Raw genomic sequence first — 13771 nt, 5'->3', positions numbered from 1 at the left:
CTCATCCTTTCGCTAATGCTTCCAGACGTGCGAACAGGATGTCTTCTCGATCACTGTCGTTGCCGGATTGACTCGCAACGGCGTACTCGAAGTTGTTGTCGTCCAACAACGCCCGAATTTCGCCTGCGATATAGGCTTTAACTTCAGTCGGGCCCGCAACAATCTCGGATACAAGCTCCGGCCGGCCGTCCACTACATTCAGGATATCTTCGATGTCATGGCTGCTGAGGGCATCTCCGTTGCCACGTCCTTTCCAGGCCTCAAGCTTGGTCGCAACAAAGTAGACGGGATCCACCAGGTTAATGGTTATCCCAAGCTCCAATTCATAGGGTGTGGCGGTGCTCAGGGCCTGTTGATACCAACGGTTGGTGAAGCCAAGAATACTCTGGTCGTCCGGCATGAAATCCACGCGCAGTTCACCCAGCTGCATGGCACAGACGGGGGGTGTTTTCTCACCCGGATCCGGCATGGATACTCGGAACCCTGTTTTTCTTAGGGTTTCTTGCAGTGTGTAGAAGTCGGCGCGTCCCATCACATGCACGATGATATCGACATCATCGGTATGTCTCACTTGTTCAAGCGTGAACTCATCACTCAGGTACAGGGCCGTTGTACAGCCGCCAACAAACGCCATCCTGGCACGCAGATCAGGACCCAGCGCCACAGCTACCTGCTTGAGCATCGCACGTTGTATCCGTTGTGTACTCATGCTTTCACATCCATTTGAGCCTTTAAGAGGTCGGCAGCCAAGTTGGCTTCTCGCGGATTACCCAGGCGGATCGCATCCACCAACGCCAGTAGGGCATACAGCTCGGGGTCACGCCGTACCGCGTAAGGCACAGAGGGATGTAAGGGTGTGACGGACAGTCCCTTTCGGTTTCCCTTGGCATCGGGCCATACGGGGACCAGATCCCCCCCGGAGAGCAGTTTTCCTTCCAGCACAGGAGCCGCAAACGAAGTACCGATCCCCCGCGTTAATTCGCCGGCCTTGGCTGGAAAAACATAGCGAACCCCGTTTACCAGAAACTCGAACAGAGCCTTGGTATTGGTGCGCGGAAGATCCGTTTTACGGTCTCGCTTGGCAAGCCCTACGTCCAAGCATCGCTTCAGGCTGGCACTGACCTGCGATTTACTGATCCCTGTCTCGTGTTCAAGGTTTCGCACACTGTAGAGCTGCTCCTGCAAAACAGTCGCCTCCGGCACACCTGCAGCATAGCCCAGGGTACCTACTTCATCGCCCCAGTCCTGCCAATCATCAGGCCAGGCTGATCGTTTACCGTTTTCACCAGCATGGGCTTTTTCGTGCTTATGCAGCGAAATCAGTTTTAGCAGCAACACAATGTCTTGACTTTTCATCAGAGCCTCGTCTTATCTGTCCTGCGTCCTAGGACACGGGACAATCTTGATCAGCTTGCAGTAAAAGATCAAGCACCCATTGCAGATCAAAACACCGACACCATGCGAGTTCATCCATTTCTCTGCACTGCCATATACCCCACCCGCAGCCGTTGACGACGTGTTTACAGCGCTCTAAAGTAATCAGCAAGTGGACTGGGAGTGCCCGGTCGGCGTTATAGCCCCTGTGAGTGCATTGGGGCTTTTCGCTTTTTTGGGACACGCACGGTCAGCTCGTTACCTCAAGCGCACCCGCTTGTCCTGCTTCACTGCAGACTGCAACTCTTCGCGCAGCGCCTCCACAAACCGTTCAATATCCGAGTCGGATTCCAAATAGATTCCACTGCTGACCTTGTTGAACACACTGGTCGCGGAGACTTCGACAACCGGCTTGGGCCGCGCAACCGGTTTCTTGACCACCTTGGGCACAAAGGCCGGTGCGTCGTCACTCACGCCTGTCGCTGTGCTGGCCGCTTCCGCAGCCTTCAATGCAGCCGCTGCTTCACGTTCCTGACGTTCTGCTTCAGCCTGTATGGCGGTTTCCAGTTCATACAGGGCCTCGTCCAGCCGATCCTTGGCGGTTTCTGTCTGCAGCAAATAGATGTTGGCGATACTGGACTCAGTCTCAACATCGGCCTTGATCAACTGCAGTGGCCTCAGCAGCCGGTTACTCAGTTCCGGCGTTTCGATGCCGCTCTTCTGGATCTCGCCCTGAAGCTGGGTAATTTTTTCATCAACCCGTTCCAGGGCATGCTGGCGCTTTTCGTCCAGCAAAGCGGTGTTGACGGCCTCCACCTGCTCAATCCACTCAGTGACTTTGTGCAGCTGGTTGTAAGGAGAGTCTGCCTTGTACAGGTCATGCAGCGATTTCAGCCCGGATTTGGCCTTTTCATCCCGTTCCAGTGCCGGCCGATTTTTCTCGAAATGCGTGATCGCTGTCGTGAGCTGCTTCCAGCTGTGGAGTTGCTTGGTGAAAAACTCGTGCAGGTCGCGATAGTCTTCCTCCAAGTCCAGGTAGTCATCCTGGTTATCCGTAAGCGCTTTGAAGAACTCCACGCTATCAGTATTCGACAGCAGCTCTTTCAGTGTACGAATAGATGTCTCGACCCTGCCCTTGCCGGGGAAGTGGCCCGTTTTCATCTGGTTCTCATAGCCGGTCAGATTGTCGAGCCATGTGTCCAGATGCTGCCGATAGAACTCGTACAGATCTTTTTCGTTCTCAGGGCCTAGAGCATTAAACAGATCCTGTGACAGATTACGGGCCTTTTTCAGCACCGCATCCTCGGTCAGGCGCTTTTTCTGCACCTTAACTTCGCTGCGTTTGCGGGTATTAGTGAGGCGGTCAAACATCTCATCCAGTGGCAGTGCCGGACCATCGGTATGGAAGGTCAGGCGCCCTGCTGCGGCCAACCGGGCCAGTACCAGAAGGATCTCATTATCCGGCCAGCCATAGGGGCGCTTGCTGAAGCGCTCGACAATATCGCTGACCAGAAGACGGTCATTACCGGAAGCACGCAGGCCAATGTACTGCTCGACATCCTTGGTGGCTTTTGGGTTACCGGCTTCGCCATCCAGTGTCAGGCCCATTTGACCAATGTCATCCATGGTCAGCACGGCGTTCAGCTCGCGCAGCGGATCCTGCTGGAGTACCTGCAGATAAGACAGCTTGGTGTAGGTGTTCTCCAGCAGGTACTGACAGGCATCATCCAACCGTGACAACAGGCTGCTCTGGCTCAGCTTGAGATGCTGGCCCAAGGCATAGCATTCGGCGTTCAGCAGCATATCTTCCAGCGTGGCCCGCAGGCGCTTGCGGCGTTCCTGGTTCTCACGACCACGGTCAGCCAGAATCCGGGTCAGATCCGTACTAGTGCCATCGTCATTCAAACGAATGAACTTGTTAGTCTTCAGCCAGGTTCGCAGCTCATCAAAGAAGGTTTTGTTGTCAGGCAGTTTGATCAAGACCTGCCCTGCACCCTCGGTAGATTTGTTGATGCAGCCTGCTTCACCATACTGCTCATAATCCAGATCAAGCGGGGATATGACTTCAACACGCAGATCAGCTTCGTAACGTCCATCCAGTGAGTGACCATCCAGATAACGGCCAATACTGTAGTCTGTCTTGTTCGGACGATGGCGGTACTTGTTCTGATCCTTGAACAGATCCTTGAAGATCAGGTTGCCCAGCTCCTTGTTCTCGTCATTACTGGCGATATCAGTGGCTTTAATCTTGCGCGTGATGTCACGCTCTTCATTGGTCAGGAACAGGAATTCATCACCGTTACGGGTGATCAGGCTCTCTTTTTCCAGACGCAACAGGGATTCTTCAATACGCTTGCGCAGTGCCAGCTTGTCGGTATCGATGGTATCAATCGACAACGTGACAAGATTGTCGGCGGTGCCCTTGATCAGATCCACATAGCGGATCATGAACAGGGTACGAAGAATGTCGATATCCGCCGGCTCAAGCCCCGAGTTTTCAGCGGCCTGGTCGATGGTGCGCTTTACGGCCGTGTCCAGAAAGCCCTCGACCGACCGGTAGAACGCATGCATGGGCACCAGCGCACCGATCTCCTGGTTAGCCAAACTCATGGCCGCCATCTGGAACGCATCCAGCATTGAGCGCTCACCGTAGGCCAGGTGAGCACCGGTGGCCCCCACTTTACGGATCTCTTCAAACACCTTCTGCACCAGCTGGAAGTGATAGGGTGCGAAGGGGTAGTTGGCTACAAAGCTCTCGGGGCCATCGAAATTACGCAACGTCGGGCCAGAACGGTCAAACGTAATCTGGTTGCGCAGGATATCGCCGTATTGAGCCCAGGTTGAACGCAGCCGCTCTTCCGCTTCCGGCGTTTTGCGCAGCAGACGCTTCTGAATCACCTCATCCGTGTTGGAGCTGGACAGGGACAGGCGTGTCTTGAATCGGCCGGCGATTTTGGAGAAGTCGTTGACCTTGGACGACGTCAATTCACCCAGCACCGCATCCATGTCCGCCTGGGATGTCACCACAATCCACGCCCGGCCCTGACAAATGGTGCCGAGGTTTTCCGTGATCGTCTGCAGCGTCAGCATCAGCTTGGTATCTGAGCCGATGAACTGGCCCACCTCATCCACCATGAACACCATTCGATGATCAGGGCCTTGGCTGTCGAGATACTCTTTCACCCAACGACAGAAGTTCTCCACGGATACCGAGAAAGTTTCCTCGGACTCCTCAAACCATTTGTGGGCCGCATCCGGTGACAGATTCAGTGCCTTGCCGATCGCCTGCTCAATGTCGTCCTGATAAAACTGGTAGCCATCACGCTCCGCCTGCCACTCCATGCCGGAGGCTTCAGCAAACGCATCACAAAACGCCTGATAAACACCCTTCTGGGTCAGGTGGCGCTCCATATGCGCAATATGCGGATGATCGCCACTGAACCCCTGGTATTCGTTGAACACGCGCAGGAACACATTGAGAATCGGATTGCCCTGATCGTTTGAACTGGCCTTGCTGTCAATGTTAAACAGGATGACATCAGCAGGATTGGAGACCGACTTGTCGATGTCGGCACGGATCATGGCATCGCGCAGTTTGTGCTCATCGAAAAACTGCACAGCTTGCTTTTCGCTGCCATCGGCATCGTGTGCGGTAATGTTGGCCAACAGGTAGGACAAGGTCTTTAGGAAGTGAGACTTACCGGAGCCAAAGAACCCGCTGATCCAGATACCCACTCGGCTGGCAATTGAAGGGTCGTGCCGATCCGTACTGTATGACTCGAAAAAGTGCCGGAAATGCTTTTCCAGCTCATTGGTGACAACGTACTCGTCCAGCTCCTGCCACACCGTTGCATCGTCATTTTGGTCGGCTTTCACCACCCCATTGATGGAGCGATCCAGGGGCTTAAAGAAAAGATTCTTGATGGTCATACAGCATCATCCTTGCCAGTCACATTGGGTTATGCACGCGGTACCAGCGTGAAGGCCCTGTAGTAGTTTTTGCTGGGTATTTGATTGAACAACGTCAGGCTTTGCCCGTTGTAATGCCCCGGGTAGAACAGCACCACGGGTTTGTGCCCCAGAAGCGCATGCAGCTTGTTGAGCAGATTGTGGGCGCGCAGAACGGGCCATACTGAGCCAATGCCGTGTAAGAAGATCACGTCCTGGTCAGCTGCTTGGGTGTGCTCCATCAGGAAGGGAGCAAATTTGTCCATGTGCATCGGGCCAGCAAGCGCTTTCAACAAGGCGGTATCGCCCTTCGCAACCTGCATAGCACAGGCCTTATTTAAAAAGTTGCGACTGACCAGGTAATCCCTCATCACCTCAAGCAGGTTAATGCTGGCAACCTTCATATTCGGATTTTTCTTACCCAGCTGGGACACCAGAAAGCGCAGATGCTCACGTACCTGAAGCTCGTGCTTAGGGTGATAATCAAAAATCCAGAAGGCAATCTCATTGCCCAGCCCCTGCCCCTGCAGAAATTCTTCACTCTGGATCTTGTCATAGATCTGGTTAAGCCGGTCTTGTAATGGCTGGTTCATGCTAGCTCCTTGCTCATTTCACCCTGCGGTGGCACCTGATACTTCCAAACAACTTCGAATACGATGGCGATAGGTGTCATCCAGCAGCACCCTGACTTCAGGACGCACAAGCAGATGCTGGAGCGTCAACGAGCGCGTATCGGTTAACAACCCCACTTCTGCCAGTATCCGGAATGCCACCTGCCCTGTCTTGCGCTTGGTCGTCATCGACCAGTCGGCCAAGGCGGAATCCTTATGGGCACGCTCATCCAGAAAATCGTTCCACTGCCAAACATGCAGCTTACCGGCCTGGGTCACAAAGGCATCCCGCAGTACCGACTCGATAAATTCGACCAACAACAAGTTGCGCTCAAGCACTGCACAAAACGATGCCTGCGTTGCGAGCTCATCATCGCCATCTCTAATCACTTGCCAGAACGAGGGTTCCATACGCTCAAGTCGCTTGCGAATCGATTGCGCTATACGCCTTGCGGTTGCGGCTGTGGGCTTCTGCAGCCGATTATCTGTCTGGATGGCATCAAGCCACTCTTCCGGAGTTGCTTCTTTGAGCAGCAAGTCTGCAATGACCCGAGACTCTCTCACCATGAGAGAGCCGCCGGTCAAATCACTGTCATAACTGAAGTGGCGCATCCCGATGTTCGTAACCCATTCGTTCAAACGGGTAAGGATACAACACAACGCAGATGCTGTCTGATGCCTGCGTCATTTACGGCCCCACCCAGCGAACAGAGGAATGCTTTGCTCCACATCCAGCAATACAGATTTGCTGTTACCAGTTACAGGTTTCACGCAGAGGCTTGATAGCGTCTGCTAGCCCAGAAGTATCGAAAATCGCAGTCACTGGACTTTCGTTATAGGGCGTTACCTGTGCCACTAATGTATTGGCTTCCATCATGGACTTCAGGAACGCGATAGGTTGAGGATGAAAGGTCGCTTTGCTGTCAGTAGACATAGACCATCGGCGCGTTTGGGCTTTTGTATCACCCACTCGACTGAGGACATCGGCTTCCCTACCTAAATAGTCATTCCAGGCTATGTATAAATCTGTGGTGTTGCTTTTGCAACGGGCAATCATGACGACAGGACGCCCCCAGCGACTATTGCCTTCATCCGCTTTCAAAATAAGGGTAACGGTTTTACTGTCATCAATCGGGTTGGTCTCGATTTCAACGGACCATTTGCCACTACCTGAAGCATCAACCGGTTGTGCTTGGGGACCTTTCAATCCATACCTTTGAGCAAGGGTGTCATAGCACTCAAGTCGAGAAAGGTCGCCTTCCACAATGGCACAGGCAGCAATTTCTTTATCAGTGGGTGCTGCATGAGCAGTAGCGGTTAGTCCAGTGGCCAGGGCGAGGGCTATTACTCTTTTCATGGTTATCCATCTCCGTTGTCAGTTTCGTGTATCTTATAAAGTGCAAACGACAGATCATGTCGTAGTCGGTTGCCCAAATGCTCTATTCATCCAAACCGAGAATTTTCCGAGCCTGTTTGTGAATGGCTTCACGCCAACTCTTCGGCTCCAGAACATCAACCGCTGAACCAAACCCTTGCAGCCACCACTGCGTCTGCTGGTCATTGGGTACCTCAGCCTCAAGCAAAACCCAACCATTCTCATCGGGCTCACTTAGGACTTGTGAATGGCTAACCGGCGTTTCTGACAACATCCACGCTACGTCAGAGCGCACTTTGGCCTTCAAGTTGACCGCTCCATCATCAACCGGGTATCCAAAAGCACCCTGTGCGATGTAATCGTCGAGGTTGAATCCGCGCTGGGTGCGCAGATCCGCCTGGCTCTGCTTTACAGTTTGGATCCGGTGCAATGCAAACTGTCGAACATCGTCGTATTCGTTCACGGTTGCCAGCAAGTAGGTCACGCTGTGCCGGGCAACAAGACCCAGCGGGTGCAGAACATAGGTTTTGACCTGATTTTTGGCGCGGCTCAGATATTGAACATCAAGGGCGTACCCATTGAGCAATGCATCTGTCACCCACTGCCATACATCATGTGAAATTGGTGCCGGAATCAGCGCCTTCCCGTTCGGGATCGCTTTTACGAACTGTGTCCAATGGGCAAAGCTATTTCGCTCAAGGCTATCCAGGTACTTTCGAGCGTTGTGGAATTGCCCACCCAGTTGGTCAATCGCTACCTGAGGGAGCAAGCCAGTCAAGTACTCTTCTGCCAGTACCAGCGTAAGTGCTGTCGCTGTGTCCATGGCCGGAAGGTTACTTTTGAACCCGGGGTCGAATGACCACCTAAACGGGCGACTGGACTTGTCACATAGTAGTGGGAAGTGCCCGGACATTTTTTCCAAGTCACGTTGAATAGAACGTATATCAACCTTGAAGCCTCGCTCTTCCAGCAGTGCCTGTAGCGTTGAAGTAGCACGGTAGTGAGGGGCTCGTGGAATAAGCTGCAGCATGTTCAGGTAGCGGAACAGGGTATCTTGTCGTGCGCTCATAGTGGCATCCTTGTCATGGGATAAATGACTTTGTAGCAATCGAAAAAGGGGAGAATCACAGCATATCTTCTATATACCACCGTTTGTGAAACTCAGTGAAATCTTCCATCTGCTTCTTGGTCACACCCAACAACCCGCCACTCCATGATGAAAATGCTCTATTTCCATTGGGGAGATAAAGATTTTCAGGAAATGTGCGCATGGTATAAACAGGATTCTGATACTCATATTCCACACCTAATTTCTTAAAATAGTCACCTTTGAGCATGAATTTTTTAACTCCATTTGAACTAAGCCAAACATGATCAAAATCCATCTCTTGAATCCTATTTGAATACTGGAGTAGAACTCGAAAGACATCAGCGGGACTTTTATCATCATCGATTGATTTAATATTAATCACCAAGACAGAAGGAATAACGTATTTCTCATAGCGACTATCAATCTCTATACCAATATTTCTGGCATCACTCTCCAAAACAGCATTTAGAGGCTTTGAAAGCATATAATTATTAGTGGCATAAACAGAGCCACTAACAGCAATAACAAGAAACAGCATGTAAATTATTTTCTTCATATCGTATCACCTGAATATTTTTTCTTTAAATAAGGTTTTATTAGTGCGGACATCACTATAACAGACACCTACGACAGATCTTGTCGCAGTACGAAAGAGGATGTATTATAAGACTAGAATTATATGCCTCTATACTATATTTTTAAAAGTGCTTTAATAATAACGATCATAATTGGGCAGTCATCGGAAAAAATCATGAGTGACGCTATTGCTGAGTTTCTACAAGACTTGAGCCTGGAGCAGCTGAACACATTACATAGTTGGGTGCAGCAACGTGCAAAAGAAAAAAGAAGTACACATAAAATTTGTCCTGCACTTCCACCCACCAACAATCTTGAGGCATTAGCAGAAAGTGCAGGCTTGGATATTTCGGCACTTATGAGGGCCAGAAAGCACTATTGATCGGCGTGACTGAGTTTGATGCTATCCACATCCCGTAGCCAAGCCTCAAGTCAAACAGCTTTCGTCTCTAGCATAAGAAAGTAGCGAGACGTAACCCAAGCACCTCAGCTTCGACCGTATGGAGTCAAACACGGATTTGCGCCTGGGCAATATCGGTAGTTCTGGTTTTGGCCCTAAGCAGACATTAACGCTTTGCACACCGGACGGAATAAGCGTAGCTTATTGGGGTCCGAGCCGCATAGCGACTGAAGTGCTGCAACTTGTTACATTTACTCACAGATCCCGCTGACAGCAAGTTCTCGACTTGTTTTTTTTGCGCATTCCCACAGCCCTAATGAGACTCCTAGTTTTTTCTCTTTGTATAAGCCAAAGAATCTCTATAATAAAAACTGGCGACGAAACCAACATCTGCACAGATAATGGTAGGCTTGAAAACTCTTCAACATGAAAACCAATTACGATAATAATAAAAAACATAAATAAAAGAAAAAATAGAATTAGAAAAGCATATGTTCTTATAATAGCAGCGGTCACTCTGTGTGGATTTCTAATTTTTAGAATAATATTCTTCCGATACCTCCAGTCAAACCGGCATAAAAAAGATTTAACTTTCATTGGGAATATAGAAATATGATCAATTATAAAATCCCCAAATACATTCAGCCTACTGGATAGCATGGCAATTATTAAACTACCAAAAAGACTTATAAGCACTGCTGGTTCCATAAAAACATGCATTTCTTATTTCCTTACTTGTAACGCTTGGCTCAGGTGCGCCGTAGGTGTCACTTGGACCCATTTATTATATTAATCAACTGCACACATATCTATTATTTCATCTATGATGGTAATGAGATCTTCACTGATTTCATTACTATTAATAGAATTTATGTATTCTTCTTTATCAAACTTAACTCTAAAGTGTGAATTTATCCCATCAAGAACAGGTTTTACATCCTTGACAAATAGAGCCTCAGTATTACTCGCTCTTTCAGAGAGCTTATATGTTTCAGGGACTACCAGCCCATGTTCATTTGCAAGATAATTCCTAACCGCATCAACATCCTTAATGATATCTGGATTTCGGCAATTATTAGAAATATAACGACTTATTGCCTCAGGAACTATCAAGTAATTCTCTATTTCTCGTCGCCTCAATGTTCTGTACATCATTATTACATGTTGGCCTGAATCATCTCTCTGAACATCTTTACCATTGTCATGTAATCTTGAATTTGTTGTATTGTAGCTATCATCATCTAAATCTCTAAGGCTATACGCAGTTATGTGGCTGCCAGTTTCTTGAATTATTTTTTTATTGAGCTCAACAATTAAAGTCTTACGTTCTTTATGCTTCTTGTTCGTAACCCACTCAACAATATTTTCTGGCCAAATTTTTCCTAGCTTTATACAGAGTGACTTTAGAATACGGGCATCACTTGAATTTTCAATAAGCAATACCTTTTTGTGTTCTATCATGGAATCAAGAAGGGGGAAATATTTGCTGCCGAGCCCTTCCAGAACCAAAACTTTTTCTTCATTGTTTTTTAAGTATTCTGCTTTTGAAGCTTCAACATGCAAGACTTTCTGGTAGTCAATTAGCTTTATTAAATCAGAACTATGGCTAACCATTAGAATCTGCTTGTTGTTTTCTTCGCATATCTTTTCCAACTTCTCCATCAGGAGAGACTGTAAAGATGAATGCAAATGGGCGTCAGGTTCATCAAGTAGAAGCACATCGTTGTTTTTATCTAAGGCTAAAGCAAAGACACTTAACCATTGTAGAAAACCACTTCCCTCAACCATCAGGTCTCTTTTACTTGAATTATTTCTCTCTTTCTCTTGGGTTTCAGGATTTTTAATCAAATCTATGACATCGACACTTACGAAATTATGAAACTGGCTATCAAAATCATGTACATAAAGATTCACATGAAATACTTCAGAAAGTATTTCTTTTAGCTGCCTCCATTCAGTGTTTATACCTTTAAGTACTTGTTGGTCTGCTTGTGTTAGTCTTTTCTTATTTGGAAAAAGCTCATTCTTTTTCTCTTCAATGGTCGACTCATGAGCGTCATGTAAATCTAACAGTAAGTTTCTAATTACAGAGCCAGCCTGCCCTTTCCCTATTAGTTTTCTTCGATCTGCTACAGACAACCAACTTTCATTTTCATTCATTCCACCAAAAGGTGGAAGGTAAGCAATAGTAGGTATTTGATCTGACTCAGAAAGATTAGAATCAGACTTTTTTATTGCGAAATTATTTCCGTTAAGAGTATACGCAAGCTCTAGAAAGAGATTTCTATTTTCTGATCCCTTCCACCCTACTTTTATTTTGAGCTGATAGGAACCAATTGTCCTTTGGTCTTTCCAAAGATATCTCAAGGAAGGAATGCTAATTGGTGAAAATGATTCAGGAGCAATACCAAGCCCTTTCTTCTCTACATCATATTCTTCAAGTAACGACTGCTGCCCCCGATAATTAATCAAAAGGATTTTTGCATACTCCCATACAGCAAGAGCATGTAAGAGGCTGGTTTTTCCCGAGTTGTTAACCCCAGAGATCAGGGATAGTCCATTTTCGTTAATATCAACATTGATCTCATCAAATTTTTTAAAGTTACTTAATTCTATCAGATTCACTCTGCACTACCTTAGTTCAATATAACGTCCTTATTCAGTGGATGCCTGCGGCGAAGCCGCGTATAGGCTGTCCGGCGAAGGCACCACAGGTGCCATAGCGAACTAGAATTAGTTGCTAAGCATAGCGCTGCACATGATCGGTAGTCACGGAGCCATATCAGGCTCAATGTGACCTTTACGAATCAAATTATTGAGGAGCATACGAGCCACACCCTCTTCGGACATGCCGCCTAGCTGAGTAGACTCCTGCCCGCCATCACCGAATACTGTGACAACATTTTCATTCAGCACATATTCCGCAGAGTACGTAACACCACCCTTTTCTACCTTGATAGTTCCCATATACCCGATTTCTCCATGATGCTTTCATTGCTTAACAGTATAATACTTCGCATGAGCATTTTTGTTCTCAGTCGAAAACAGGGATAGCTTTTATAAAAACTTGAAAATAAAGAATAAATTGAGATATCACAGTCATTCTCTTCCGGTGATAACGAGCATGCGCGTTTTGAAGCTTTGCCGTGCGCGTTATCCTGCAACGGCCAGTCCATAGTCTCCTGATACTGAACGATTTTCCCGCCTGTTACCAGTTACAAATGAGCACAATCACGTGACAAAATAAGCACCCTAGGCTCGTGGCTTTCAATACACTGTAGTAACCACAGAAACTTAAAGCAGCTTGTCCACAGGTGCCAGGGGATCGGAGCGACAACCTGATTCCCACGAAGGTCTGTTTTGTGTCGAAAGCGCATGGCAGCACACAGGTGAGAACCTGAGCGGGGTTCCTAGCCCCCTCCTCACTCGCCTTCGCCTTTAACCACCAGACCAAACTCTGCAGCCTGATCATCCGCGTTTTCGTCAAACAAACGGCAGGCTTGGCGCTCCTGCTTCAGTGTTGCCAACGCAGAGAAAAAACAGCCTTCGCACAGGTGCAACTCGTATCGTTCTCCATCATGGCGGGATCCATACCCCCAATCAGCGTTGAGCACACCAAATTGAGGGGCATGCTGACCTTCGCCCGAGGTGCTGTCACCACAGACATCGCAGCGTACATCCTCAACGACATCGACAACCTTCTGCGTCAAGATTTTCATGGATACTTCCTCTCTGTATCGCTCGTATAGAGCGTTCTACCAGACTACCCGGCAGATCAAATCGTGTTTGATCACACTGGGACCGGAGGTGATCTCATACACGAACCTCCAGCATGGTGCCGTTCATTCCTGCGCCAGTGCCAAGCGGGTGTCGAAGAATCGACACTTCAATCCAAACTGGATCAGCAGATGATCTCAGGCACGCATTTCCAGCATGGTGCCGTTCATTCCTGTGCCAGTGCCAAGCGGGTGTCGAAGAATCGACACTTCAATCCAAACTGGATCCGCAGATGATCTCAGGCACGCATTTCCAGCATGGTGCCGTTCATTCCTGTGCCAGTGCCAAGCGGGTGTCGAAGACTCGACACTTCAGCCCAAACAGGATCCGCAGGTGATCTCAGGCACGAATCTCCAGCATGGTGCCGTTCCTTCCTGCACCAGTGCCAAGCTCGTGTCGAAGAATCGACACTGCAGTCCAAACTCGATCCGGGGGCAGTTTCAGGCACTGTCATTGAGTACGGTGCCGTTCATTCCTGCGCCAGTGCCACGCGGGTGTCGAAGACTCGACACTTCAGTCCAAACTGGATCCGCAGGTGATCTCAGGCACGAATCTCCAGCATGGTGCCGTTCCTTCCTGCACCAGTGCCAAGCTCGTGTCGAAGAATCGACACTGCAGTC

General features: G+C 48.8%; 12 protein-coding genes. 1 reads left to right on the top strand and 11 read right to left on the bottom strand.

The features are described 5' to 3' along the window. Nucleotide 1: 1 nt before the first annotated feature. The 8 genes from ABIE61_RS13590 to ABIE61_RS13555 form a co-directional block, all read right to left on the bottom strand. Nucleotides 2–709: a hypothetical protein gene (locus tag ABIE61_RS13590; protein WP_354410357.1), complete on the bottom strand. Its 708-nt coding sequence runs from the start codon at nucleotides 707–709 to the stop codon at nucleotides 2–4. After that, nucleotides 706–1356, bottom strand: coding sequence for a hypothetical protein (locus ABIE61_RS13585; protein WP_354410355.1), 651 nt, complete (start codon nucleotides 1354–1356; stop codon nucleotides 706–708). Before ABIE61_RS13585 ends, ABIE61_RS13590 begins: the two co-directional genes overlap by 4 nt. 276 nt (nucleotides 1357–1632) lie before the next feature. Continuing rightward, nucleotides 1633–5304: a BREX system P-loop protein BrxC gene (gene brxC, locus ABIE61_RS13580; protein WP_354410352.1), complete on the bottom strand. Its 3672-nt coding sequence runs from the start codon at nucleotides 5302–5304 to the stop codon at nucleotides 1633–1635. Nucleotides 5305–5333: 29 nt separating this feature from the next. Further along, on the bottom strand, nucleotides 5334–5915 hold the full coding sequence (locus ABIE61_RS13575) for a DUF1788 domain-containing protein (RefSeq protein WP_354410349.1): 582 nt from the start codon (nucleotides 5913–5915) through the stop codon (nucleotides 5334–5336). Between the two features lie 18 nt (nucleotides 5916–5933). Beyond that, on the bottom strand, nucleotides 5934–6545 hold the full coding sequence (locus ABIE61_RS13570) for a DUF1819 family protein (RefSeq protein ID WP_354410347.1): 612 nt from the start codon (nucleotides 6543–6545) through the stop codon (nucleotides 5934–5936). 139 nt (nucleotides 6546–6684) lie between these two features. Next, nucleotides 6685–7290, bottom strand: a complete 606-nt coding sequence (locus ABIE61_RS13565) for a type VI secretion system-associated protein TagO (RefSeq protein ID WP_354410344.1) — start codon at nucleotides 7288–7290, stop codon at nucleotides 6685–6687. An 82-nt stretch (nucleotides 7291–7372) separates the two neighbouring features. Further along, nucleotides 7373–8377 carry a helix-turn-helix transcriptional regulator gene (locus tag ABIE61_RS13560; protein WP_354410342.1) on the bottom strand — a complete coding sequence of 335 codons (1005 nt, stop codon included), beginning with the start codon at nucleotides 8375–8377 and terminating at the stop codon, nucleotides 7373–7375. Nucleotides 8378–8432: 55 nt separating this feature from the next. After that, a complete protein-coding gene (locus ABIE61_RS13555) occupies nucleotides 8433–8954 on the bottom strand; it encodes a hypothetical protein (protein WP_354410341.1) in 522 nt (173 codons plus the stop codon). Nucleotides 8955–9149: 195 nt separating this feature from the next. Between ABIE61_RS13555 and ABIE61_RS13550 the strand changes: the two genes are divergently transcribed. Beyond that, on the top strand, nucleotides 9150–9356 hold the full coding sequence (locus tag ABIE61_RS13550) for a hypothetical protein (RefSeq protein WP_354410339.1): 207 nt from the start codon (nucleotides 9150–9152) through the stop codon (nucleotides 9354–9356). Nucleotides 9357–10163: 807 nt separating this feature from the next. Here ABIE61_RS13550 and ABIE61_RS13545 read toward each other — a convergent pair. The 3 genes from ABIE61_RS13545 to ABIE61_RS13535 form a co-directional block, all read right to left on the bottom strand. After that, the gene (locus ABIE61_RS13545; protein ID WP_354410337.1) at nucleotides 10164–11999 is read right to left on the bottom strand and encodes an AAA family ATPase; all 1836 of its coding nucleotides are present in this window, start codon (nucleotides 11997–11999) and stop codon (nucleotides 10164–10166) included. Between the two features lie 144 nt (nucleotides 12000–12143). After that, nucleotides 12144–12341 carry a hypothetical protein gene (locus ABIE61_RS13540; RefSeq protein WP_354410336.1) on the bottom strand — a complete coding sequence of 66 codons (198 nt, stop codon included), beginning with the start codon at nucleotides 12339–12341 and terminating at the stop codon, nucleotides 12144–12146. A gap of 455 nt (nucleotides 12342–12796) precedes the next feature. Next, on the bottom strand, nucleotides 12797–13093 hold the full coding sequence (locus ABIE61_RS13535; protein WP_354410334.1) for a hypothetical protein: 297 nt from the start codon (nucleotides 13091–13093) through the stop codon (nucleotides 12797–12799). Nucleotides 13094–13771 lie beyond the last annotated feature (678 nt).

It is taken from the genome of Marinobacterium sp. MBR-111 (assembly GCF_040547585.1).
In the GTDB taxonomy this organism is placed as follows: Bacteria; Pseudomonadota; Gammaproteobacteria; order Pseudomonadales; family Balneatricaceae; genus Marinobacterium; species Marinobacterium iners.
Note: the sequence above shows the minus strand (reverse complement) of the source record. Positions and strands in the feature narration are given on the sequence as shown.